Below are 23,086 nucleotides of genomic sequence, written 5' to 3' on the forward strand. Positions count from 1 at the left end.
TCAGTCCTCAGGGAGTTCGACCGGGGCGATGTCGTCGAAGACGTCGCCCGGGCCGGGGTTCGTCGCATCGGTCGCGCCGCCGAACCGGGTCATCACGCCCCAGACTGCGTTGAGCGCGGTCTGTACGGCGCCCTCGGCCCATCCGGCCGTCCAGGAGATGTCGTCGCCCGCGAGGAACAGACCCCGGCGGTCCGCGGGCAGCCGGTCCTGCATGAAGTGGGTGAACAGCCGCCGCTGGTAGCGGTAGTGGCCCGGCAGGTTGGCCTTGAACGCGCCCATGAACCACGGCTCGTTCTCCCAGGAGACCGTCACCGGGTTGCCGATGATGTGCTTCCTGATGTCGACGTCCGGGTAGATCTCGCCGAGCGACTTGAGCATGACGTCCATGCGCTCGTTCGGGGAGAGCGGCAGCCACTTCAGGCTGTCGTCGCACCAGGTGTACGAGAGGCAGATGACGGCGGGCTTGTCGGGGCCGTCGTCCAGGAGGTACGTCCCCCGGGTCATCCGGTCGGTGAGCGTCATCGACATGGTGTCCCGCCCCGTCGTCTCGTCCTGGTCCAGCCAGAACGGCCGGTCGACGGGGACGAAGAGCTTGGACGACTCCATGTAGTGGGTGCGCTCCATCGCCGTCCAGTGGTCGATCGGGAAGAGCGCGTCGTCGCAGTCGATCTTCGAGAGCAGCAGCCAGGACTGCCCGGTGAAGATCGCGGCCGGGTAGGTACGGATGTCGCCGGTGGCGTCGGTGACGGTGATCCGGTTGCCGGCGGTGCGGTTCAGCCGGGTCACGGCGGGGCGCGGCTCGCCACCGTGCAGCGAGGACAGCGACGTACCGAGCGGCCAGTGGACGATCTTGGCGGGTTCGCGGTCCCAGAGCCGCAGCGGGAGCTGCTGGCTGCCGCCGACGATACCCCGGTGGTGGTCGTCCGCCTCGGTGTAGACGACGCGGAGGATCTCCAGGATGGAGTTGGGGAAGTCGGTGTCCCAGCCGCCGGTCCCGAAGCCGACCTGGCCGAAGATCTCCCGGTGGCGGAACGACTTGAAGGCGTCGGAGTCGCAGAGGAATCCGTAGAAGGTCTGGTTGTCGAGCTTCTGGACGAGCTTCGCCCAGATCTCCCGGATGCGCGGCACATCGCGCTCGCGCATCGCGCGGTTCATGTCGGAGAAGTCCGCGCCCTCCTCCAGGCAGCGGTTCCAGGCGTCCATCACATCGCGGTAGACCTGCGGCAGGTCGTCGATGGTCCGCGCGTAGTGCGACTCGCCCTTGAGGTCGACGACGGTCGACGGGGTGGCCGGGGAGAGCGGGTTGGGGAAGGGCCTCGTCTCCAGGCCGACCAGGTCGATGTAGTGCTGGAGCGCGGTGGAGGACGGCGGGAACCGCATCGCGCCCATCTCGGCGGTGAGTTCCGGGTCGCAGCCGTCGAATCCGACGGTGCGCAGCCGGCCGCCGATCTCGTCCGCCTCGTAGACGACGGGCTTGAGCCCCATCTTCATCAGCTCGTACGCGGCGACGATGCCGGAGAGTCCGCCACCGATGACCGCGACCTCCGCGCCGTGCTCGGTCGCGGGTATCTGCCCGATGCCGGCGGGGTGCGCCAGGAAGTCGTCGTACGCGTAGGGGAAGTCCGGCCCGAACATGGTGATCGGCTCGGTGGCCTCGGTGTGCTGGACGGCGTTGGGCACCGTGGACGTCATGGGGTACGGACTCCTTGCGCGAATGAAGGTGGAACGGGTGGGGCGGGCTCAGACGAGGGAGCCGTACAGGCCGGGCCGGCGGTCGTGCAGATAGGGGTTGGCGGCGCGCGAGGCGCTCAGCAGCGAGGGGTCCACCTCGCCGACGACCAGTTCCTTGCCGCGTCCGGCGCGGCTGCGGACGGCGCCGTCGGGACCGGCCAGGCAGCTCAGCCCGACGAACTCGAACTCGCCCTCCGGACCGGTCCTGTTGACGTACGCCACGTACATCTGGTTCTCGAAGGCACGGACCGGCACGAGGGACTCGGCGACGAACTGGAAGGGGTGCATCTGTGCGGTGGGCACCAGGAGCAGATCGGTGCCCGCGAGGGCGTGGGCGCGGACGTTCTCCGGGAACTCGACGTCGTAACAGATCATGATCCCGATGCGTACGCCGTCCAGTTCGGCCTGGACCACGGTCTGCTCGCCCGGGGTGAACCACTCGTGCTCGAAGGAGCCGAAGAGATGGGTCTTGCGGTAGTTGGCGAGCGGTGTCCCGTCCGGGCCGATGAGCTGTGCGGCGTTGAAGACGCGCTCGCCCGCGCGCTCCGGGTAGCCGTAGAGGACGGCGAGCCCGTGCCGTGCGGCGATCTCGCCGACGGCCAGGGCGGACGGCCCGTCGGCCGGCTCGGCCAGCCGGGGCACATCGGCCCCGATCGCGTACCCGGTCAGGAACAGCTCGGGGCAGACCAGCAGCCGCGCCCCGGCGTCCGCCGCCCGCCGCGCCGCGCCGTGGAGCACCTCGATGTTCTCTGCCACATGCCCGGGTCGTCCGGAGTTCTGGAGCAGGGCGGTGCGCAACGGCGGCATGGCTGACCTCGGGCGGTGCGGGGTGGGCGGGGACGTATCGAAGGTACGGTCCGCCGCTCACGCCGGACAAGGCTCGACCGTTGCGCGTACACCGTCGATCCATTGCGTGCCAAAGGTCGCCGGCGGCGATTCATTGCGTGGGACGTCTTCGCAGGTCAAAAGGGTGACCTGGGTCTCACGCGGTCCGGCGCCCGGGACCTACTCCGGCACGCCCGAGGAGTACCGCCGCAGCAACGGCGACAGCACCAGCACGGACTTCGTCCGCTCCACGTACGGCTCGCCCGCGATCCGCTCCAGGACCTGCTCGAAGTGGCGCATGTCCGCGGCGAAGACCTGCACGATCGCGTCGGCCTCCCCGGTCACCGTGGACGCCGAGGCGATCTCCGGATAGCGCGCGAGCCCGTGCTTGATCGCCTCCGGAGAGGTGTTGCGGCTGCAGTAGATCTCGATGAACCCCTCGGTCTCCCACCCCAGCGCCGCCGGGTCCACCCGGACCGTGAAGCCGGTGATGGCGCCCTCGGCGCGCAGCCGGTCCACGCGGCGTTTCACGGCGGGCGCGGACAGGCCGATCATGGCGCCGATGTCCGCATAGGAGCGCCGGGCGTCTTCGGCGAGGGCGTGGACGATGCGTTCGTCGAGGTCGTTCAGGCGCACTTCGGGCGGTTCACTTCTCTGCGATGGCCGGAGTCGGGGGCGGCACGGGCCGCCCCCGAAGTAGACCACGGCGCGCCCGCCCGGACGCGCTCACCGCGGTGCGTGACCGGTCAGAACGGGAATCGCGAGCGGCCGTGCTGCACCGAGATCCACTTCTGGGTGGTGAAGGCCTCGACCATCGAGTCGCCGTTCAGCCGGCCGAGGCCGGAGCTCTTCTCGCCGCCGAAGGGGACGATCGGCTCGTCGTGGACCGTGCCGTCGTTGATGTGGATCATGCCGGTGTGGATGCGCTGCCCGATCCGTACACCGCGCTCGATGTCGCCGGTGTGCACCGCCCCGCTGAGGCCGTACGGGGTGTCGTTGGCGATCCGTACCGCCTCGTCCTCGCCGTCGAACGGAATGAGGAGCGCGACCGGCCCGAAGATCTCCTGGGACAGGACGGGGGAATCGGCGGCCAGCCCGGTCAGCACGGACGGGCTCACCAGGTTGCCGTCGGCCGTGCCGTGCAGCAGGGCCGTCGCACCGGCCGCCACGGTCTGGTCGACGAGCGAGGAAATTGCCTCGGCCTGCGAGGAGTTGATCAGCGGGCCGATCACGGTCTCCGGGTCGGCCGGGTCGCCGACGGGCAGCGAGGCGACCTTGGCGACGAACTTCTCGGTGAACTCCTTCTCCACTGCCCGGTCGACCAGGATCCGGTTGGCGGCCATGCAGACCTGGCCCTGGTGCACGTACCGGCTGAAGACGGCCGCGTCCACGGCGTAGTCCAGATCGGCGTCGTCGAGGACGATCAGCGCGCTGTTGCCGCCGAGTTCGAGCACGGCGCGCTTGAGGTTCGCCGCGCACACCGTGGCGACGTGCCGCCCCACCTTGTCCGAGCCGGTGAAGGAGATGACCTGCGGTACGGGGTGCTCCAGCAGGGCGTCACCGATCTCGGCGATGTCGGTGACCACGACGTTCAGCAGACCGGCCGGCAGCCCGGCCTCCTCGAACACCTTCGCCACCAGCGTGCCGCCGCAGACCGGGGTGTTCTGGTGCGGCTTGAGCACCACCGCGTTGCCGAGCGCCAGGGCGGGGGCGACCGACTTCAGCGACAGCAGGAACGGGAAGTTGAAGGGGCTGATCACGCCCACGACGCCGACGGGCACCCGGTAGACGCGGTTCTCCTTGCCCTCGGTCGGCGAGGGCAGTATCTGCCCGGTGGGCCGCAGCGCGAGCTGGACCGACTCCCGCAGGAACTCCTTGGCGAGATGCAGCTCGAAGGCCGCCTTCAGCCGGGTGCCGCCCAGTTCCGCGACGATCGCGTCGCCGATCTCGGACTCGCGCTCCTCGACGATGCGCAGCGCCCGCTCCAGCACCATCCGCCGGGCGTACGGGTTGGTCTCGCCCCAGGCGCGCTGGGCGTCCTGCGCGGACCGGTACGCCTGGTCCACCTCGTCGGCCGTGGCGACCGTGATCGAGGCGAGCTTCTCACCGTTGTACGGATTGAAGTCGATGATGTCCCAGGACCCCTTGCCCGGCCTCCACTCTCCGTCGATGTACTGATGGGCCAGGTCGGTGAAGAAGGACATGAGATCCCTTACCACAGAGGAACGGAGAGCTGATTGAGCTTCATGTTACTTAGACCGATGGGGTTGAAGCGGATCGCTGCGCCGGCCGAGGGCCGGAACCGGACATCTCTGCCGCCCGGCGAAGACATCCGGCGAGGCACCCGGAAACGCCGGTGCCCCTCCGGGCTCGAACGGCCTGGAGGGGCACCGGCGTTGCCGTGCTTCGGGATCAACTCCAGCTGGCGTGCAGCGGCTTGCCCTCGGCGTACCCGGCGGCGCTCTGCACCCCGACGACCGCCTTCTCGGCGAACTCCGCCAGGGAGGCCGCACCGGCGTAGGTGCAGGAGGAGCGGACGCCCGCGATGATCGAGTCGATCAGGTCCTCGACGCCGGGCCTGGCCGGGTCGAGGAACATCCGCGAGGTGGAGATGCCCTCCTCGAAGAGCGCCTTGCGGGCCCGGTCGTAGGCGGACTCGTCCGACGTGCGGTTCTTCACGGCGCGCGCGGACGCCATGCCGAAGGACTCCTTGTAGAAGCGGCCGTCGGCGGACTGCTGGAGGTCGCCGGGCGACTCGTACGTACCGGCGAACCAGGAACCGATCATGACGTTGGACGCGCCGGCGGCGAGCGCCATGGCGACATCGCGCGGGTGCCGGACGCCGCCGTCCGCCCAGACGTGCTTGCCGTACTTCTTCGCCTCGGCGGCGCACTCCAGAACGGCGGAGAACTGCGGCCGGCCCACACCGGTCATCATCCGGGTGGTGCACATGGCGCCGGGGCCGACACCGACCTTGACGATGTCCGCACCGGCCTCGATCAGGTCGCGCACGCCCTCGGCGGCGACGATGTTGCCCGCGACGATCGGGACCTGCGGGTCGAGCGCGCGGACGGCCCGGACCGCGTTGATCATGGACTCCTGGTGGCCGTGGGCGGTGTCCACCACGAGCGTGTCGACGCCCGCGTCGAGGAGTTGCTTGGCCTTGCCCGCGACATCGCCGTTGATCCCGACGGCAGCGGCGATCCGCAGCCTGCCCTCGGCGTCGGTGGCGGGGGTGTACAGGGTGGCGCGCAGGGCGGCCTTGCGGGTGAGGATGCCGACGAGCCGGCCCTCCGCGTCGACCGCGGGTGCGAGCTTGCGGTTGGCGCCGTCCAGCTTGTTGAACGCGTCGCGCGGGTCGATGTCCGCGTCGAGCAGCACCAGGTCCTTGGACATGACCTCGGAGAGCTGGGTGAAGCGGTCGACGCCGGTCAGGTCGTGCTCCGTGACGACGCCGAGGGGCCGCTGCTCCTCGTCGACGACGACGCCCGCGCCGTGCGCGCGCTTCGGCAGCAGCGACAGTGCGTCGGCGACCGTCTGGCCCGGGGCCAGCACGATCGGCGTGTCGAGCACCAGGTGTCGCGTTTTCACCCAGGAGATGACATCGGTGACGACCTCGATCGGGATGTCCTGCGGGATGACGACGAGCCCACCGCGGCGGGCGATCGTTTCGGCCATCCGGCGGCCCGCGATGGCCGTCATGTTCGCGACGACGAGCGGGATGGTGGTGCCGGTGCCGTCGGGCGAGGAGAGGTCGACACCCTGGCGGGAACCGACTGCCGAACGGCCCGGGACCATGAAGACGTCGTCGTACGTGAGGTCGTACGGGACCGAGGGGGACTCTGTGTAACGACCAGTACCGGGCTCAAGAAAACGCATAACGCTCATTTTTTCACACGAAACGGAGCAGGTCGCTTCCACGAAGACACGACAAAAGACACCCGCGTCCGTATGTTCCTCCGAAGGAGTCGGGCGGGAGTCCCGGGCAAGTGGAACCTGCCTTGCCCGCGGACCCTACCCGAAGGACATTCGAATCATTCGCGATCATCTTCCCTGGACCTGGTGACAACGGGTCAGGTAGCTTCAAACCCGCAGGTCCCGCGGGTCTCGTCTACGCCCCGGAGGAACAGCCGGAAGGGTCACAACTTCCGTCAAACGTACGACCGGAGAGGATCACGACCCACCCGTGGAGAGCGAACTGCCGGACATCTACTGCCCGTTCCCCCAGCGCACCAACCCGCACGTCGGGCACACCAGAGTCCACCTCGACGAATGGACCCGCAACACCGGTCTGGTGCATCGCGATTCGGCCAAGGACCGCTTCGCGCAGGCGGACTTCGGTTCGTTCGTCGGCATGGTGCACCCGACCGCCGACAGCAAGAATCTCGACCTCGTCGCGGACTGGTTCGTATGGCTGTTTCTCGTCGACGACCAGCTCGACGACGGCCATCTGGGCCGCAGCCCGGAGCGAGTACGCGACGTGGTCGAGCTGATGCGGACCGTCATCGAGAGCGACGACCCGGGCACCCTGCCGGACGGCCCGCTCCCGGCCGCCGTGGTCGCCCTGGCCGATCTGTGGGAGCGGACCACGCCGACCGCGGCCCCGCACTGGCGCACCCGGTTCGGCTGGCACCTCACCACGTATCTCACGACAGCCACCACGTGGGAGGCCGGGAACCGGGCGGCCGGCGTGGTGCCGTCCGAGGAAACGTACATCGCAAAGCGGCGCCACACCGGCGCGATACATGTCTGCATGGACCTGATAGAGATCGTGGCCGGGATCGAGGCTCCCGAGTCGATCCACAACGACTCCCGGTTCATGGCCGCGCTGGAAGCCTCGTGCAATGTCGTGTGCTGGGCCAACGACGTGTACTCGTACGAGAAGGAGCAGGTGCTCGGCGAGATCCACAATCTCGTCCATCTGGTCCGGCACCATCGCGGCTACGGCCGGCGGCAGGCGCTCGAACACGTCTGCGCGGAGATCGCGACGGAGACGGAGCGCTTCCTCACCGCCGAGGCCGAGCTGCTGGCGGCGTACCCGCAGCTGTCCTGGATGCTCACCCCGTACCTGGACGGGATGCGGAGCTGGATGCGCGGCAACCTCGACTGGTCGAGGCAGACCCCGCGCTACAACCCGGCCGATGTGAGCCAGTACGAGGAGCCGGAGGAGTACCTGGAGGCGACGGTCCTGGGCGTGGTCCGGGACTGAGCCACCGAGCCGGAACCCGCCCGGGCCGCGCACGCGCCGTCCGGGCGGTTCGGTGGCCGCCACCCGCGGGGGCGGCGACCACCGCCCCCGGCACCGCTCAGTCGCCGTCCGGGTCGGCCCGCTCCAGGGCCGGCCGCTGCGGTGCCGCCGACTCCGTCAGCAGGTAGTCGGCCGCCGCCGTGTCCGTCACCAGGCTGGTGACGAGCCCGGACCTCAGCACCGCCCCGATCGCCGCGGCCTTGCGCTGACCGCCCGCGATCGCCACCACCTCGGGGATCCGGCGCAGCCGGTCGGCCTCGACCGTGATGCACCGCTCCCCCAGATCCCGGCCGACCCGCCGCCCCTCGGTGTCGAAGAGGTGCGCCGACATCTCCGCCGCGACGCCGAGCGACGCGTAGTGCGCCCGCTCCTCGTCGGTGAGCATGTCGTGGACGGTCGAGATGCCCGGCTCCCAGGATCCGATGGAGACCGCCGCGACCGTCACCTTGTCGAAGTAGTCGAAGGCGCGGGCGATACCGGTCTGGTGGCGCAGCGCGGCAGCCGTGGCCGGGTCGGGCAGCAGCATCGGCGCGTAGATGGGGTGGGCCTCGCCGCCGGACACCTGGGCGGCCCGCCGGACCGCCTCGACGGAGCCGCGCTCGGCCGTCCCCGCGTCGTACACCCCGGTGAGCTGCACGACCGTGCACGGCGGCAGCCGGTCGAGCGCCGCCGCCATGTGGATGGTGGACCGGCCCCAGGCCAGCCCGAGCACATCACCCTCGTTCACCAGTTCGCCGAGAAGATCGGCCGCGACCTCGCCCAGGTTCTCCGGGTCCGGTGCGTCATCCTGCTCCTCGGCCGGGGATTCGACGACGACCGCGTGGCGCAGCCCGTAGCGGGCCCGGAGCGCGTCGGAACGCTCGGCGTCCAGTTCGGCGGGGACGCGGATCTCGATCCGTACGAGGTCGCGCTCAAGAGCCGTCTCCAGGACCCGGGCCACCTTGAAGCGGCTGACGCCGAACTCCTCCGCGATCTGGATCTTCGACTTTCCCTCGAGGTAGAAGCGGCGGGCCATGGCCGCCGCCTGCACCAGCTCCGCGGGCCCCATCCGCAGGGCGGACCGGCCCGCCGACATTGCAGACACCGCGATCTCCTCACTGCTGTTCACACTCTCGATACGCCGTTCATCCTGTCAGATCCGGCGTTCCTTGATCGGTCCCGTCGGACCGAGTTCATCTGCCCTTGGCCGGGCCGACCCGCAATCGGAGCGGTAGTCGGTTCCGGTGTCAGTGGCCGCATGCCCAGGCCGCCGAGGCGGTGGCCCCGTCCGCCTGGGCGCGCAGGGCCCGCACCGCTTCGGCCGGGTCCGTCGCCCCGTACACCGCCGAACCCGCGACGAAGACATCCGCGCCGGCCTCGGCGCACCGCTCGATGGTGGACGCGGAGACGCCGCCGTCGACCTGGAGCCAGAGTTCGAGGCCGTGCTTGGAGATCAGCTCACGGGTGCGGCGGATCTTCGGCAGCATGATGTCCAGGAAGGCCTGGCCGCCGAAGCCCGGCTCCACCGTCATGATCAGCAGCATGTCGAGCTCGGGGAGCAGGTCCTCGTACGGCTCGATGGGCGTCGCGGGCTTGAGCGCCATGGAGGCACGGGCGCCCTTGGCCCGGATCTCCCGCGCCAGCCGTACGGGGGCCGCCGCGGCCTCCACGTGGAAGGTGACGGAACCGGCGCCGGCCTCGACGTACTGGGGAGCCCAGCGGTCCGGGTCCTCGATCATCAGGTGGCAGTCCAGCGGGGTGTCCGTGGCCCGGCTGAGCGATTCGACGATCGGCACGCCGAGGGTCAGATTGGGCACAAAGTGGTTGTCCATCACATCGACGTGGAGCCAGTCGGCACCTTCGACTGCCTTCGCCTCCTCGGCGAGACGGGCGAAGTCGGCGGACAGGATGCTGGGGTTGATCTGGGCCATGTCCCAAGCCTGCCATGTTCCGCGCCACTTCCCCGCCCCGGTGCGGGCCAAAGCCTCACGGGATCATTACAGTTCGCGCGATCCAGGAGTTCCGGCCGTGCGATTAGTGCGTTTCGGCCCCCGTCGGGCGCTTCGGGGCCCACCGTTCCGTGTCCCGAAGGGAGCGAAGGCCGATCCTGGTCAGCTGGTCCGGGTGCGGCGGGCACGCAGGAAGCGCCCCAGTTCTTCACCGCCGGTGTGCTGCTCGGGTGCCATGGGACCAGTGTCGCCCGTGCCGGCGGCGGTGGTGTCCGCGAGGGGGCCCTGTCACACCCCCGCCTGCCGCTCCCCGGAACGACCCGGCCTGCCCGAATGGCGCGCGGGGCGGCACGGTGGATGACTGAAGAAGGACAGCGAGAGAGCGCGATGAAGTACATCGAGCTGCGTGACCTGGAGATGTCCGTCCATCACCCCCCGCGGTCGCCCTCCGGCCGGCCGGCCTGCCCCACCCAGAAGGAAGTCCCATGCAGAACGTCACCCTGAACAACGGCGTCGAGATGCCGCTCCTCGGTTTCGGCGTGTACCAGATCCCGCCGGAGCAGACCGAGCAGGCGGTCTCCGAAGCCCTCGCCGTCGGCTACCGCCTGCTCGACACCGCGGCCGCCTACAACAACGAGGAGGCCGTCGGCCGTGCCATCAAGAACAGCGGCATCCCGCGTGAGGAGCTGTTCGTCACGACCAAGCTGTGGGTCCAGGACGCGCCCGCGCAGGAGAACACCGGGCGGGCCTTCGAGAGGTCGCTGGACAGGCTCGGCCTGGACCAACTCGATCTGTACCTGATGCACCAGCCGTACGGCGATGTGTACGGCCAGTGGCGGGCCATGGAGGACCTCCACCGTGAGGGCCGCGTCAAGGCGATCGGTGTCGCCAACTTCCACCCCGACCGGCTCGTCGACCTCGTCGTCAACAACGACATCACGCCCGCGGTCAATCAGATCGAGACCCACCCGTTCTTCCAGCGCGCCGCCGACCAGGCGCTCATGCGCGAGCACGGCGTCCAGATCCAGTCCTGGGGCGGCTTCGCCGAAGGCAGGAACGACCTGTTCACCAACCCGCTCCTGGCCGGGATCGGCAAGGAGTACGGCAAGTCCGTCGCGCAGGTCGTGCTCCGCTGGCTCGTCCAGCGCGGCGTCGTCGCGATCCCCAAGTCCGTCCGACCCGAGCGCATGGCGGAGAACATCGACGTCTTCGGCTTCGAGCTCACCGACGAGCAGATGGCATCCATCGCCACCCTGGACACCGGAGCGACGCTGTTCTTCGACCACCGCGACCCGGAGATGGTCAACTGGCTCGGCAAGCGACGGCTGGACGCCTGACCCCGCTGACGGAAACAGGGCCGGGCGGGACGTCGCGGATACGCCTCAGGCGGTACGCCGCAGCAGTGCCAGGTACATCGCGTCCGTGCCGTGCAGATGCGGCCACAGCTGGACGTCGGGGCCGTCGCCCAGCGCGGGCACGCCCGGCATCAGCGGGCGGGCGTCCACCCACTCGGCCTCGACGGGCTGACCGCCACGTCCCTTGAGCACGTCGTCGACGACGACCCGGGTCTCCGCGAGGTGCGGCGAGCAGGTCGCGTAGCCGACGACGCCTCCGACCCGCACCGCCTTCAACGCCTCGCGCAGCAGGCCGCGTTGGAGCGGCGCGAAGTTCTCCAGGTCCTCCTTGCGGCGACGCCAGCGCGCCTCCGGGCGGCGGCGCAGGGCGCCGAGGCCCGAGCACGGCACGTCCATGAGGACCCGGTCGAAGCTGCCGGGCTGCCAGGGCGGTCGGGTGCCGTCGGCGGTGATCACCTGGTACGGGCCGGGGTTGCCGGCCAGCGCGCGCTCGACGAGACGGGCCCGGTGCGGCTGCTTCTCGGCAGCGAGCAGGGCGGCGCCCCGTTCGGCGGCGAGCGCGGCGAGCAGGGCGGCCTTGCCGCCGGGTCCCGCGCAGCCGTCGAGCCAACGGCTGTCGCTGCCCTCCACCGGTGCGTTGGCGAGGGCGGCGGCCACCAGCTGGCTGCCCTCGTCCTGGACCCCGGCCCGGCCCTCCTGGACGGCGGTCAGCGCGCCGGGCTCGCCGCCCTCCGCCATCCGTACGGCGTACGGCGACCAGCGGCCCGGCAGGCCGTTCTCGTCGCCGAGGGCGGTGAGCAGCTCATCGGTGGTGGAGCGGCCGGGGCGGGCGACCAGGGTGACCTCGGGCCGCTCGTTGTCCGCTTCGAGCAGGTCCTCGATCCCGGCGCGGCCGCCGCCCAGCGCGTCCCACAAGGCGGAGACGACCCATCGCGGATGCGAGTGCACGACCGCGAGGTGGTCCTCGGCGTCCTCCTCGTACGACGGGGCCACCCGGGCCACCCAGCCGTCGAGGTCGTCCGCGGAGACCTTGCGCAGCACGGCATTGACGAACTTGGCCCGCCCCTCGCCGAGCACCACCCGGGCCAGCTCCACGCTGGCGGAGACCGCCGCGTGGGTGGGGATCCGGGTGGCGAGCAGCTGGTGCACGCCCATGTCGATCACGTCCAGGACCGGCGGGTCGACCTCGCGCAGCGGCCGGTCGATGCAGGCCGCGACGATCGCGTCGTACGTGCCCTGGCGGCGCAGCGTGCCGTAGACCAGCTCGGTCGCCAGCGCCGCGTCCCGGTTGTCGAAGTCGCCCTTGGCGCGTGCCTTCTTCAGCAGCGGGGGCAGGACGAGGTTGGCGTACGCGTCCCGTTCGTCGACGGCCCTGAGGGCTTCGAAGGCGAGGAACCGGACGGGGTCCTTCTTGGGGCGGCGATGCGGCTTGGCGGGACGGCGACGCTGCTGGTCGTTCACGTGAAAGGTGCTCCGCTGATGGTGAGAGGACGAACTCTCCCAGCCTACGTCGCCGCCCCGGCCCCGGCGGGCCTCAGCTCCCCAGCAGCTCGCCATGGGCGATCCGCACCCCGCGTGCCCAGTCCGCGGCCCGCATCGGCTTCTTGCCCTGGGGCTGGACCCAGAGCAGCTCGACCGCGTGCGATCCGGTGCCCACGTACACATTGTTCTTGGCCGCCGACAGCTCGCCGGGCGCCAGATCGGCACGGTCCAGCACGGGCACGGCCTGGATCAGCTTCAGCCGTTCCCCCCGGAACAGCGTCCACGCGCCGGGCGCGGGCGTGCAGCCGCGCACCACGCGGTCGACCCGCAGGGCGGGCGCGGACCACTGCACCTGGGCGTCCTCGACGGTGATCTTCGGTGCGAGGGTGACGCCCTCCGCCGGCTGCGGCACGGCGTGCAGCGTGCCGTCCTCGATGCCGTCCATCGTCGCAACGAGCAGCCCCGCGCCGGCGAACGCCAGCCGGGTGAGCAGGTCACCGCTGGTGTCGGTGGGACGCACCTCCTCGGTGAGGACGCCGTACACCGGGCCGGAGTCGAGCCCCTCCTCGATCAGGAAGGTCGACGCGCCGGTCACCTCGTCCCCGGCCATGATCGAGTGCTGCACGGGGGCCGCGCCGCGCCAGGCGGGCAGCAGCGAGAAGTGGAGGTTGACCCAGCCCCGGGCGGGGACGGCGAGCGTCTCCTTGGGGAGCAGCGCCCCGTAGGCGACGACCGGGCAGCAGTCCGGGGCGATCTCCCGCAGCCGGGCGAGGAAGTCCTCGTCGCGCGGCCGGGCGGGCTTGAGCACCTCGATGCCGGCCTCCTCGGCGCGCTCGGCGACGGGGCTGGCGACCAGGCGGCGGCCCCGCCCGGCGGGGGCGTCGGGCCGGGTCACGACGGCGGCCACCTCGTGCCGGTCGGAGGCGATCAGGGCGTCCAGGGCGGGTACGGCTACCTCGGGGGTGCCTGCGAAGACGAGCTTCATGGGTGGCTGACTGCCTCTCGGGCCGGAACGTGCGGTGACGAGCAACGCACAAGTCTATGGGCCCGGCGGCCGGGGGGCGTACGCATGACTGCGCGCCCCTTTGAAGGGCGCACGCGCCCCTGAAGCGTGACCAGATCCACGGCTGAGGCGTTGGTCAAGAGAGATTGACCGAAGCGAGCCGCCACGGTGCGGCCCGATCCCTTTCAATGCCGGTTCGAGAGGCTTCTTCATGGCCGACCACGCAACCCACGACGCCCAAGCGAGGGCCAGTCTGCATCTGTTGGTGCGGGACATCGAGCGGGTCCGGCGGCAGGTGGACGCGCTGCGCACGCTCACCGCCCAACTGGGCAACGTCTACCGTCCGCGCCGCTCCGGCCCGTCCACGGGCTTCGTCGTCTACGGCAGGGCCCCGGCCCCCACCGTCAGGCTGGCCCAGGAACTGCGCGACAGCGTCGAGACCCTGGTCACCGCGGCCGTCGACTTCGACCGCTCGCTGGGCTTCTCCTGGGACGCGGTGGGCTCCGCGCTCGGGGTCACCAAGCAGGCGGTGCACCGCCGTTACGGAGCACGCCGCAACGCCCGGCAGCCGGGGGCGGCCGAGTCCGCCGCGGAGGCCGCGGTGCCGCGCACCCTGCCCGTCGTGCCCGGTCCCGGCAACACGCCCGCGCTGCCCGCCGTACCCGCCGCACGCTCCATGCCGCCGCAGCTGTCGGCGGACCGTCCGTCACTGCGCGAGGACCTGCGCCCCGGCGTCTTCCCCGGCCCACGCAACGGCTGACCACCCCGCCACTGCCCCGCCACGCCCGAGGCACGGCGGGGCAGCCGCATGACCGCTCCGGGGCTCCCGTCCGTCGAAACGGCCCTGGTCACCCCGCGCGCGGCGCCCATGGTCCGCCGTGTCACCCGATGTCCGGCGGATCCACCCTGATCCGGACCTGCTCACCGCTCCCCCGGGACATCCGCGCCGCCTGCGCGGCCTTCAACGCGGCCGCCAGCGCCGCCCCGCTGCCCGGAGGCACCCGGAGCAGCGCCCGCTCCCAGGACTCCCCCTGCGGTGCGTCCCCGGGTCTGCGGGGCCTGCCCGGTCCGGTGACCGGCACCGGTACGGGGCCCAGCACCTCGGCCTCCGGCGGCAGTTCGGCCGCCGCCAGGAACGCGGCCAGCGCCTCCGGCGTGCCGGTCACCGAGGCCATCCGGGACACCGGGGGGAAGCCGAGCTCGGCCCGCTCCGCCAGCTCGCGGCGGGCGTGTCCGACCGGGTCCCAGCGCACCAGGGCCTGCACGGGCCGCAGCGTCGGCTCGGCGACGACCACCACCGTGCCGCCCTCCGGCTGCCCGCGCACCAGCGAGGCCGCGGCCGTCCAGCGGCGCAGCGCCTCCTCGCCCGCCCGCAGGTCGGGGCGCCCGACCATCGCCCAGCCGTCCAGCAGCAGCGCGGCCGCGTAGCCGCCCTCGGCCACCGGCTCGGCGCCCGGGGTGCTGACGACCAGTGCGGGCACGTCCGGCACCGAGTCGAGGATGTGGTCGCGGCCGGACGTCCGCACCGGCACGGCCGGGAACGCCCGGCCGAGCTCCTCGGCCGTCCGGCGGGCGCCGACGATCTGTGCCCGCAGCCGGTTCCCGCCGCAGGCGACGCAGTGCCAGGCGGTCTCGGCCCGCCCGCACCAGGCGCAATCGAGATCCCGCTGATCCGGCGCCTCCAGTGGCCCCGCACAGTGCCGGCACCGAGCGGGCTCGCGGCAGCGCTCACAGGCCAGCCGCGGCGCGTATCCGCGGCGTGGCACCTGGACCAGGACGGGGCCGCTGCGCAGCCCGTCCCGTACCGTCTGCCAGGCCAGGCTGGGCAGCCGCGCGGCCCTCGCGGCACCGTCCCGTGCCAGCTCCCCGTCGCCGACCGTACGCACCAGGGGCGCCGCGATCCGCAGCTGCTCCCGGTCCGCGCGCAGCGGCAGCGCCCAGCCGCTCTCCACCAGCTGGGCGGCCTCCACCGTGCAGTTCGTACCGCCGAGCAGGAACGCGCAGCGGCCGTGCGCGGCCCGCAGTTCGAGCACCTCGCGGACGTGCGGGAAGGGGGCGTTGTCGTCGCTGTGGCTGGAGTCCCCGTCGTCCCAGACGGCGACCAGGCCGAGGTCGGCGACCGGTGCGAACATCGCCGCTCTCGTCCCGACGACCGCCCGCGCCGAGCCGCGCCGCACGGCGAGCCACTCCCGGTACCGCTTCTCCGGTCCGGAGTCGGCGGTCAACAACGCGTGGCGCCCCGGGCCGAGCAGCTCGGTGAGCGCGGCGTCCACCCGCCCCGCGGTCCGGCCGTCGGGGACGACGACGAGGGCGCCGCGCCCGGAGGCGAGGGTCGCGGCCATGGCCCTGGCGATCTCCTCGGGCCAGTGGGGTCCGGGCAGCGCGGTCCAGACGGCCCGGGGCGCACCGCCCTCGGCCAGTGCCCGCAGGAACGCCGGCCCCTGTGCGTACCGCTCCCAGCTCCCCGCCGACGGTGCGGGCGGCGGTGGCAGGGGCTCGGGCGAGGGTCTGGACTCGGCCCTGCCGTTCCGGGGCGGCACGGCGAGCTGCAGCACATCGGCGAGGCTGCCCGCGTAGCGGTCGGCGACGGCCCGCGAGAGCGCAAGCAGCTCCGGTCCCAGCACCGGCTCGGGCGATACGACATAGGCGAGCGCCGCGAGGGCACCCGTGTAGTCCGATTCGGCGAGCCGCTCGACGAGGAAGCCGTCGATCAGCCCGCCCCCTTCGCGCCGGCCACCGCGCACATTGCGCCCCCCGGCCCCGAAGCGGACCCGCACCCGCACTCCGGGCTGGGCGTCGGCGTCGAGCTCCTCGGGCACCGCGTAGTCGAAGTACTGGTCGAGATGGAGCACGCCCTTGTTGACGAGCACTCGGGCGACGGGCAGCTCCTTGGCGAGCGCGGCGCCGCGCCAGGTCCGCGGCTTGGCCCGCGGCACCTTGGCCTTCCGCACCGTCTCCCGAATCAGCGCAAGCTGCTCCGGGGCCCCGTCGCCGGGATCCGCGGATCGCTCGTTCTCGCTGCTCACAGCCAAATTCTTACCAGACAGCACTGACAGCGGCCCCGTGGAGGCGGTACGGGAGGCCGGACGCGCCGGGGCCCGGACACCTCGTGCGGTGTCCGGGCCCCGGCGTACAGACGAAGAAGCGGCAGTCCTACAGCCCGGCCGCCGCGCGCAGCGCGTCCACGCGGTCGGTGCGCTCCCAGGTGAAGTCGGGAAGCTCACGGCCGAAGTGGCCGTAGGCCGCGGTCTGGGCGTAGATCGGGCGCAGCAGGTCGAGGTCGCGGATGATCGCGGCCGGGCGGAGGTCGAAGACCTCGCCGATGGCGTGCTCGATCTTCTCGGTGTCGACGGCGGCGGTGCCGAAGGTCTCGACGAACAGACCGACGGGCTCGGCCTTGCCGATCGCGTACGCGACCTGCACCTCGCAACGGGCGGCGAGGCCCGCGGCGACGACGTTCTTGGCGACCCATCGCATGGCGTACGCGGCCGAGCGGTCCACCTTCGACGGGTCCTTGCCCGAGAAGGCGCCGCCGCCGTGGCGGGCCATGCCGCCGTAGGTGTCGATGATGATCTTGCGGCCGGTCAGGCCGGCGTCGCCCATCGGGCCGCCGATCTCGAAGCGCCCGGTCGGGTTGACCAGCAGCCGGTAGCCGTCGGTGTCCAGCTTGATGCCGTCCTCGATCAACTGCCCGAGCACGTGCTCGACGACGAACTCGCGGATGTCGGGCGCGAGCAGCGAGTCGAGGTCGATGTCGCTGGCGTGCTGCGAGGAGACGACGACCGTGTCGAGACGGACGGCCTTGTCGCCGTCGTACTCGATGGTGACCTGGGTCTTGCCGTCGGGGCGCAGGTACGGGATGGTCCCGTTCTTGCGGACCTCGGAGAGCCGACGGGAGAGCCGGTGCGCGAGGTAAATCGGGAGCGGCATGAGCTCGGGCGTCTCGTCGCAGGCGTAGCCGAACATCAGGCCCTGGTCGCCGGCGCCCTGCTTGTCGAGCTCGTCCTCATCGCCCTCGACCCGCTTCTCGTACGCGGTGTCGACACCCTGCGCGATGTCGGGAGACTGCGCCCCGATGGACACCGAGACACCGCAGGAGGCGCCGTCGAAGCCCTTCTTGGAGGAGTCGTAGCCGATCTCCAGGACCTTGTTGCGTACGAGGGTCGGAATGTCGGCGTAGGCCTTGGTCGTGACCTCACCCGCAACATGCACCAGACCGGTGGTGATCAAGGTCTCGACGGCGACGCGGGACCGGGGGTCCTCACGGAGCAGTGCGTCGAGAATGGTGTCGCTGATCTGGTCAGCGATCTTGTCGGGGTGACCCTCGGTGACGGACTCCGAGGTGAAGAGACGGCGGGACACATCGCTCCCTGGGGTTGCAGCGGCTGCTGGCTGATCATTTGGCGGACGGCCGGGAGCTGCGCCCGGCGTAGTCCGGCCCCAGTTTATCGGTCGCTTTCGTTCGGCGGACAACATGTCTCGCCCTTTGGGAGATCTGTGACCTGCGGCACGGCCCGCCGACGCGGGCCGATCGCCCTCGGACAATGCCATTTATGCCCATATTTCAAGGATTTCGGCCCGGCCGCGGGCGTGACACACGAATTTCATCCGAGCCGCGACGACACGAGATCCCAGACCGTGTCGGCGAGCGCCTCCTTGGGCCCGTACGGCACCTGGGTCTCGGCGCCGTCGGCCGCGAGCACCACCGCTTCGTTCTCCTCCGAGCCGAATGTCCGGCGCTCTCCCACCTCGTTGACGACGAGGAGATCGCAGCCCTTTCGGCGGAGTTTCTCCCGGCCGTTGGCGAGGACGTTGTCGGTCTCGGCGGCGAAACCGACGACGATCTGCTCCGGCCGGGCGCGTTCGCCGGCCACCTCGGCGAGGATGTCGGGGTTACGGACGAGCGTGATGGGCGCGGGCTCCTGGCCGTCCTTCTTCTTGATCTTCCCCGGGGCGTACTCGGCGGGACGGAAGTCGGCGACCGCCGCCGCCATCACGACCACGTCGGCGTCCGCGGCGGCCTTCAGCACGGCCTCGCGGAGCTGCACGGCGGTCCCCGCGTGCAGGACGTCGGCGCCGGCCGGGTCGGGCAGGCCGGTGTTGGCCTCGACGAGGGTGACCCGGGCGCCGCGGGCGACCGCGGTACGGGCCAGGGCGTAGCCCTGCTTGCCGGAGGAGCGGTTGCCGAGGTAGCGCACCGGGTCGAGCGGTTCGCGCGTACCGCCCGCGCTGATGACCACATGGCGGCCGGCCAGGTCGGGTTCGACGGGCCCGCGGGCCAGCACCCGGCGGCAGACCTCGAAGATCTCCCCGGGGTCGGGCAGCCGGCCCTTGCCGGTGTCGACGCCGGTGAGCCGGCCGACCGCGGGCTCGATGACGACGGCGCCCCGGCGGCGCAGCGTGGCGACGTTCTCCTGGGTGGCGGGGTGCTCCCACATCTCGGTGTGCATGGCGGGCGCGAAGACGACCGGACAGCGGGCCGTGAGGAGCGTGTTGGTCAGCAGGTCGTCGGCGAGACCGTGGGCCGCCTTCGCGAGCATGTCGGCGGTGGCGGGGGCTACGACCACCAGATCGGCGCCCTGGCCGATCCTGACGTGCGGCACCTCGTGGACGTCGTTCCAGACCTCGGTGGAGACCGGGTGGCCGGAGAGCGCGGACCAGGTGGCCGCCCCCACGAAGTGGAGCGACGACTCGGTCGGTACGACGCGCACGTCATGACCGGACTCGGTCAGCCGACGCAGCAGTTCGCACGCCTTGTACGCGGCGATGCCCCCGCTGACCCCCAGAACGACTTTCGGCTTGTCCACTGCGTCTCCCCGCACTCGGATACGAACACCCCCATGCTGCCTCACCGCACCCGGTCCGACGCTGTCGCCCCGGACACACCTCAGGCCCGGCAGCCGTGGCCGCCGGGCCTGAGGTGAAGATGCAATTCCTGCTTACTGCGCGGGGCCCTCGATGGGCTCGGAGGTGAGCAGGCCCGCGTTGATCTCGCGGAGCGCGATCGAGAGCGGCTTCTCGTGCACGTGGGTGTCGACGAGCGGACCGACGTACTCCAGGAGACCCTCGCCGAGCTGCGAGTAGTACGCGTTGATCTGGCGCGCACGCTTGGCGGCGTAGATCACGAGGCTGTACTTCGAGTCGGTGGCCTCGAGGAGCTCATCAATCGGCGGGTTGATGATGCCCTCGGGCGTGGTGATGGAAGAGGACACTCTCTGCCTTCCGAAGGGGGTAAAGATCAAAGAAATCTTTGACGGTGCGGAGTTCCGCGGTGGCGTGCGTACCGACTTCGTCAGTCGCTGTCGGCACGGTGGCCGGAAGCCTCCAGCATCAAGGCTAGCAGCTCACGGGCCACGTCCTCGACGGAGGTGTTGACCAGCGTCGTGTCGAACTCGGACTCGGCGGCCAGTTCGATCTTGGCGGCGGCAAGCCGGCGATCGATCACCTCGGGCGCCTCGGTCCCGCGGCCGGTGAGCCGGCGGACCAGTTCCTCCCAGCTCGGCGGGGCCAGGAAGACCAGCTGTGCGTCCGACATCGACTGCCGGACCAGCCGGGCACCCTGGAGATCGATCTCCAGCAGCACCGGCTCGCCCGCCTCCAGGCGGTCGAGCACGGCGCGGCGGGGCGTGCCGTAGCGGTTGCCCGCGAACTCGGCCCACTCCAGCAGCTCGCCGTTGGCGATCAGCTTGTCGAACTCCTCGTTGTCCACGAAGAAGTAGTGAACACCGTTGCGCTCGCCGGGGCGCGGCTTGCGGGTCGTCGCCGACACCGAGAGCCAGACCTCGGGGTGAACCTTGCGCATATGAGCGACGACCGTGCTCTTGCCGACCCCGGAGGGGCCGGAGAGCACGGTCAGCCGCGGACGTACGTCCGGGGGTACGGGGGACGTCCCCCGGGATGTTGCAGCCATGGAGCGATTATCCAGGTTCTCAGGAGTGCCTGAGAACCTCAGGCGGGGCTGCCGCCGAACTCACGCTCCAGGGATGCGATCTGGTTGGAGCCGAGACCCCGGACCCGGCGGCTCTCGGAGATGCCGAGCCGCTCCATGATCTGCTTGGCGCGGACCTTGCCCACGCCCGGCAGGGACTCCAGAAGGGCGGAGACCTTCATCTTACCGATGACGTCGTTCTCCTGGCCCTGCTTGATGACCTCGTGGAGGGAGGCGCCGGAGTGCTTGAGTCGATTCTTGACCTCGGCCCGCTCCCGGCGAGCCGCGGCGGCCTTTTCGAGCGCGGCTGCGCGCTGTTCAGGGGTAAGGGGCGGAAGAGCCACGCCTACGTCACCTCGGATGTCGATCTGTCGGATACGGACCGGTGAGGAAGCTGAACGCTCCACACCAGGTGAGCGACGGACAACTTGTGTACGTCGGCTCTCGACGGAGACTAGCGGCCAAGGCCGCCGGAGTCAGCGAGAACCAGCGAAAAGTCCTGGTCAGCCTTGGCCGACCGGGACATTTCCGGCATAACAACCGAGTTTTTTGGTCAGGAAAGAGTCAACGCCCTGTTACGTGGCATGGTCAGCTATCCGCCACGGCTGCCCGGATCTCGTCCGTGAGCCGTTCGGCGGCCTCGCGCAGCCCTGCCACATCCGGCCCCTGGCTCAGCACGCCGCGGCTCACGCTGGGCACCACATTGCCCACCGAGGCGCCGAACACGCCGGGCAGATCCGCGGGCGTCGCACCCTGCGCGCCGATCCCGGGAGCGAGCAGCGGGCCGTTGATCGCCAGGTTCACCCCCGCGTCCCCGAGCGTGGCTCCGACCACCGCGCCGACGGAGCCGAGCGGGGTCATCCCCTCGTTCTCGGCGGCCATGTGGTCGAGCATGAGCTGGGCCAGCGAGCGGCCGTCGGCGGCGGTGGCACGCTGCACCTCGGCGCCCTCCGGGTTGGAGGTGAGAGCGAGCACGAAGACACCCGCGCCGGAGAGGACCGCCGCGTCGAGCGCCGGGCGCAGCGAGCCGAAGCCGAGGTACGGCGAGACGGTGACCGCGTCCGAGAACAGCGGCGAGTCCTTCTCCAGGTAGGTCGCCGCGTAGGCGCCCATGGTGGAGCCGATGTCGCCGCGCTTGGCGTCCATCAGCACGAGCGCGCCGGCCGCCCGCGCCTCCTCGACCGCCTTCTCCAGGACGGCGATGCCGCGCGAGCCGAAGCGCTCGAAGAACGCGGACTGCGGCTTGAGCACGGCGACCCGGTCCGCCAGTGCCTCGACGACGGTGCGCGTGAAGCGTTCGAGCCCGGTGACGTCGTCGTTCAGGCCCCAGGCGGTGAGCAGCGAGGCGTGCGGGTCGATGCCGACGCACAGCGGCCCGCGGGTGTCCATGGCGCGGCGCAGGCGCGCGCCGAACGGTTCGGGGCTCATACGGTGGCCTTCCTGGTCTCTGCGCCGACGGCCTCGGCAAGGGTGGCGTACGGGGAGGCGGCCAGGCGCGCGGCCAGGCCCTTGTGGATCGCCCGGGCGTAGAACGGGCCCTCGTAGATGAAGGCGCTGTAGCCCTGGACGAGCGTGGCGCCGGCGAGGATGCGCTGCCAGGCGTCCTCGGCGTTCTCGACGCCCCCGACACCGACCAGGGTGATCCGGTCGCCCACGCGCGCGTAGAGGCGGCTCAGCACCTCCAGGGAGCGTTCCTTGAGGGGCGCGCCGGAGAGCCCGCCGGTCTCCGCGGTCAGGGACGGCGAGGACTTCAGGCCGAGGCCGTCGCGGGCGATGGTGGTGTTGGTGGCGATGATGCCGTCCAGGCCCAGCTCGACCGCGAGATCGGCGACCGCGTCGACGTCCTCGTCCGCGAGGTCCGGGGCGATCTTGACGAGCAGCGGGACCCGCCGCTCGGTGACGGTCCGGTCGGCCGCCTCGCGCACGGCGCTGAGCAGGGGCCGCAGCGCCTCGGTGGCCTGGAGGTTGCGCAGCCCCGGGGTGTTGGGCGAGGAGACGTTCACGACGAGGTAGTCGGCGTGGGCGGCGAGGCGCTCGGTGGACTTCACGTAGTCGCCGACTGCTTCGGACTCCGGCACGACCTTCGTCTTGCCGATGTTGACGCCGACCGTGGTCCGGAAGACCGGCCTGCGGGCGGCGAGGCGGGCGGCGACGGCGGCCGAGCCCTCGTTGTTGAAGCCCATGCGGTTGATCAGCGCGCGGTCCGCTACGAGGCGGAAGAGGCGCTTCTTGGGGTTGCCGGGCTGCGGTTCGCCGGTGACCGTACCGATCTCGATGTGGTCGAAGCCGAGCATCGACATGCCGTCGATGGCGATGGCGTTCTTGTCGAAACCGGCGGCGAGGCCGAAGGGGCCGTGCATCCGCAGGCCGAGGGCCTCGGTGCGCAGCTCCTCGTACCGGGGGGCGAGCGCGGCGGCGACGAAGGTGCGCAGCACGGGGGTGCGGGCGGCGAGGCGGATCCATCGGAAGGCCAGGTGGTGGGCCTGTTCCGGGTCCATCCGCTTGAAGACCAGGCGGAAGAAGAACTTGTACATCGGGAGTGTCCTCACAGAGAGGGGGACACCGTTTCCGGTGTCCCCCTGCCGT

At 71.1% G+C, this 23,086-nt stretch carries 20 protein-coding genes; 3 read left to right on the forward strand and 17 right to left on the reverse strand.

The genetic code is table 11. The features are described 5' to 3' along the window. The 5 genes from OG978_RS07900 to OG978_RS07920 all read right to left on the reverse strand — a co-directional run bounded on the left by OG978_RS07900 (position 1) and on the right by OG978_RS07920 (position 6,435). Positions 1-1,692, reverse strand: coding sequence for a flavin monoamine oxidase family protein (locus tag OG978_RS07900; RefSeq protein WP_326764510.1), 1,692 nt, complete (start codon positions 1,690-1,692; stop codon positions 1-3). 48 nt (positions 1,693-1,740) lie between these two features. Then, a complete protein-coding gene (locus OG978_RS07905) occupies positions 1,741-2,538 on the reverse strand; it encodes a carbon-nitrogen hydrolase family protein (RefSeq protein ID WP_326764511.1) in 798 nt (265 codons plus the stop codon). Positions 2,539-2,736: 198 nt separating this feature from the next. Continuing rightward, a complete protein-coding gene (locus tag OG978_RS07910) occupies positions 2,737-3,192 on the reverse strand; it encodes an Lrp/AsnC family transcriptional regulator (protein ID WP_326764512.1) in 456 nt (151 codons plus the stop codon). 110 nt (positions 3,193-3,302) lie between these two features. Further along, complete coding sequence (locus tag OG978_RS07915; protein ID WP_326764513.1) at positions 3,303-4,760, reverse strand: aldehyde dehydrogenase family protein; 1,458 nt, start codon at positions 4,758-4,760, stop codon at positions 3,303-3,305. A 208-nt stretch (positions 4,761-4,968) separates the two neighbouring features. After that, positions 4,969-6,435, reverse strand: a complete 1,467-nt coding sequence (locus tag OG978_RS07920) for a GuaB1 family IMP dehydrogenase-related protein (protein ID WP_326764514.1) — start codon at positions 6,433-6,435, stop codon at positions 4,969-4,971. Between the two features lie 307 nt (positions 6,436-6,742). Between OG978_RS07920 and OG978_RS07925 the strand changes: the two genes are divergently transcribed. Continuing rightward, the gene (locus OG978_RS07925) at positions 6,743-7,765 is read left to right on the forward strand and encodes a terpene synthase family protein (protein WP_326764515.1); all 1,023 of its coding nucleotides are present in this window, start codon (positions 6,743-6,745) and stop codon (positions 7,763-7,765) included. A 97-nt stretch (positions 7,766-7,862) separates the two neighbouring features. Here the strand turns inward: OG978_RS07925 and OG978_RS07930 are convergent, their stop codons facing one another. Beyond that, positions 7,863-8,879, reverse strand: a complete 1,017-nt coding sequence (locus OG978_RS07930; RefSeq protein ID WP_266919297.1) for a sugar-binding transcriptional regulator — start codon at positions 8,877-8,879, stop codon at positions 7,863-7,865. Between the two features lie 151 nt (positions 8,880-9,030). Continuing rightward, a complete protein-coding gene (gene rpe, locus OG978_RS07935; RefSeq protein WP_326764516.1) occupies positions 9,031-9,714 on the reverse strand; it encodes a ribulose-phosphate 3-epimerase in 684 nt (227 codons plus the stop codon). A 503-nt stretch (positions 9,715-10,217) separates the two neighbouring features. Here rpe and OG978_RS07940 point away from each other — a divergent pair. Continuing rightward, on the forward strand, positions 10,218-11,069 hold the full coding sequence (locus OG978_RS07940) for an aldo/keto reductase (protein ID WP_326764517.1): 852 nt from the start codon (positions 10,218-10,220) through the stop codon (positions 11,067-11,069). 45 nt (positions 11,070-11,114) lie between these two features. On the opposite strand, the gene OG978_RS07945 is transcribed toward OG978_RS07940, so the two are convergent. Both OG978_RS07945 and fmt read right to left on the reverse strand, forming a co-directional pair. Beyond that, positions 11,115-12,548, reverse strand: a complete 1,434-nt coding sequence (locus OG978_RS07945) for an RsmB/NOP family class I SAM-dependent RNA methyltransferase (RefSeq protein ID WP_326764518.1) — start codon at positions 12,546-12,548, stop codon at positions 11,115-11,117. A gap of 73 nt (positions 12,549-12,621) precedes the next feature. Then, positions 12,622-13,554 carry a methionyl-tRNA formyltransferase gene (gene fmt, locus OG978_RS07950; RefSeq protein WP_326764519.1) on the reverse strand — a complete coding sequence of 311 codons (933 nt, stop codon included), beginning with the start codon at positions 13,552-13,554 and terminating at the stop codon, positions 12,622-12,624. 229 nt (positions 13,555-13,783) lie between these two features. Here fmt and OG978_RS07955 point away from each other — a divergent pair, with 229 nt between their 5' ends. Next, positions 13,784-14,332 (forward strand): hypothetical protein, encoded by a 549-nt coding sequence (locus OG978_RS07955; protein ID WP_326764520.1) that lies wholly within the window; start codon positions 13,784-13,786, stop codon positions 14,330-14,332. 121 nt (positions 14,333-14,453) lie between these two features. Here OG978_RS07955 and OG978_RS07960 read toward each other — a convergent pair whose 3' ends face one another. The 8 genes from OG978_RS07960 to OG978_RS07995 all read right to left on the reverse strand — a co-directional run bounded on the left by OG978_RS07960 (position 14,454) and on the right by OG978_RS07995 (position 23,034). Beyond that, the gene (locus OG978_RS07960; RefSeq protein WP_326764521.1) at positions 14,454-16,598 is read right to left on the reverse strand and encodes a primosomal protein N'; all 2,145 of its coding nucleotides are present in this window, start codon (positions 16,596-16,598) and stop codon (positions 14,454-14,456) included. A gap of 127 nt (positions 16,599-16,725) precedes the next feature. Further along, the gene (gene metK / locus OG978_RS07965) at positions 16,726-17,934 is read right to left on the reverse strand and encodes a methionine adenosyltransferase (RefSeq protein WP_189543751.1); all 1,209 of its coding nucleotides are present in this window, start codon (positions 17,932-17,934) and stop codon (positions 16,726-16,728) included. 242 nt (positions 17,935-18,176) lie between these two features. After that, positions 18,177-19,379, reverse strand: coding sequence for a bifunctional phosphopantothenoylcysteine decarboxylase/phosphopantothenate--cysteine ligase CoaBC (coaBC, locus tag OG978_RS07970; protein WP_326764522.1), 1,203 nt, complete (start codon positions 19,377-19,379; stop codon positions 18,177-18,179). A 132-nt stretch (positions 19,380-19,511) separates the two neighbouring features. Further along, positions 19,512-19,784 carry a DNA-directed RNA polymerase subunit omega gene (gene rpoZ, locus OG978_RS07975; RefSeq protein WP_015607348.1) on the reverse strand — a complete coding sequence of 91 codons (273 nt, stop codon included), beginning with the start codon at positions 19,782-19,784 and terminating at the stop codon, positions 19,512-19,514. Between the two features lie 80 nt (positions 19,785-19,864). Beyond that, positions 19,865-20,482, reverse strand: coding sequence for a guanylate kinase (gene gmk / locus OG978_RS07980; protein ID WP_326764523.1), 618 nt, complete (start codon positions 20,480-20,482; stop codon positions 19,865-19,867). A gap of 38 nt (positions 20,483-20,520) precedes the next feature. Next, positions 20,521-20,844, reverse strand: coding sequence for an integration host factor (locus tag OG978_RS07985; RefSeq protein WP_003970367.1), 324 nt, complete (start codon positions 20,842-20,844; stop codon positions 20,521-20,523). Between the two features lie 244 nt (positions 20,845-21,088). Continuing rightward, positions 21,089-21,928 (reverse strand): orotidine-5'-phosphate decarboxylase, encoded by an 840-nt coding sequence (gene pyrF, locus OG978_RS07990; protein WP_326764524.1) that lies wholly within the window; start codon positions 21,926-21,928, stop codon positions 21,089-21,091. Beyond that, on the reverse strand, positions 21,925-23,034 hold the full coding sequence (locus OG978_RS07995) for a quinone-dependent dihydroorotate dehydrogenase (protein ID WP_326764525.1): 1,110 nt from the start codon (positions 23,032-23,034) through the stop codon (positions 21,925-21,927). Before OG978_RS07995 ends, pyrF begins: the two co-directional genes overlap by 4 nt. Positions 23,035-23,086: the final 52 nt, after the last annotated feature.

Source organism: Streptomyces sp. NBC_01591 (assembly GCF_035918155.1).
Lineage (GTDB): Bacteria > Actinomycetota > Actinomycetes > Streptomycetales > Streptomycetaceae > Streptomyces.

What these genes read in the sequence shown, in the direction of transcription:
- OG978_RS07900 (WP_326764510.1), bottom strand. Translation starts at nt 1,692, where the DNA reads ATGACGTCCACGGTGCCCAACGCCGTCCAGCACACCGAGGCCACCGAG.
- gmk (WP_326764523.1), bottom strand. Translation starts at nt 20,482, where the DNA reads ATGGCTGCAACATCCCGGGGGACGTCCCCCGTACCCCCGGACGTACGT.
- OG978_RS07920 (WP_326764514.1), bottom strand. Translation starts at nt 6,435, where the DNA reads ATGCGTTTTCTTGAGCCCGGTACTGGTCGTTACACAGAGTCCCCCTCG.
- pyrF (WP_326764524.1), bottom strand. Translation starts at nt 21,928, where the DNA reads ATGAGCCCCGAACCGTTCGGCGCGCGCCTGCGCCGCGCCATGGACACC.
- OG978_RS07955 (WP_326764520.1), top strand. Translation starts at nt 13,784, where the DNA reads ATGGCCGACCACGCAACCCACGACGCCCAAGCGAGGGCCAGTCTGCAT.
- OG978_RS07930 (WP_266919297.1), bottom strand. Translation starts at nt 8,879, where the DNA reads ATGTCGGCGGGCCGGTCCGCCCTGCGGATGGGGCCCGCGGAGCTGGTG.
- rpe (WP_326764516.1), bottom strand. Translation starts at nt 9,714, where the DNA reads ATGGCCCAGATCAACCCCAGCATCCTGTCCGCCGACTTCGCCCGTCTC.
- OG978_RS07995 (WP_326764525.1), bottom strand. Translation starts at nt 23,034, where the DNA reads ATGTACAAGTTCTTCTTCCGCCTGGTCTTCAAGCGGATGGACCCGGAA.
- fmt (WP_326764519.1), bottom strand. Translation starts at nt 13,554, where the DNA reads ATGAAGCTCGTCTTCGCAGGCACCCCCGAGGTAGCCGTACCCGCCCTG.
- OG978_RS07905 (WP_326764511.1), bottom strand. Translation starts at nt 2,538, where the DNA reads ATGCCGCCGTTGCGCACCGCCCTGCTCCAGAACTCCGGACGACCCGGG.
- OG978_RS07940 (WP_326764517.1), top strand. Translation starts at nt 10,218, where the DNA reads ATGCAGAACGTCACCCTGAACAACGGCGTCGAGATGCCGCTCCTCGGT.
- OG978_RS07915 (WP_326764513.1), bottom strand. Translation starts at nt 4,760, where the DNA reads ATGTCCTTCTTCACCGACCTGGCCCATCAGTACATCGACGGAGAGTGG.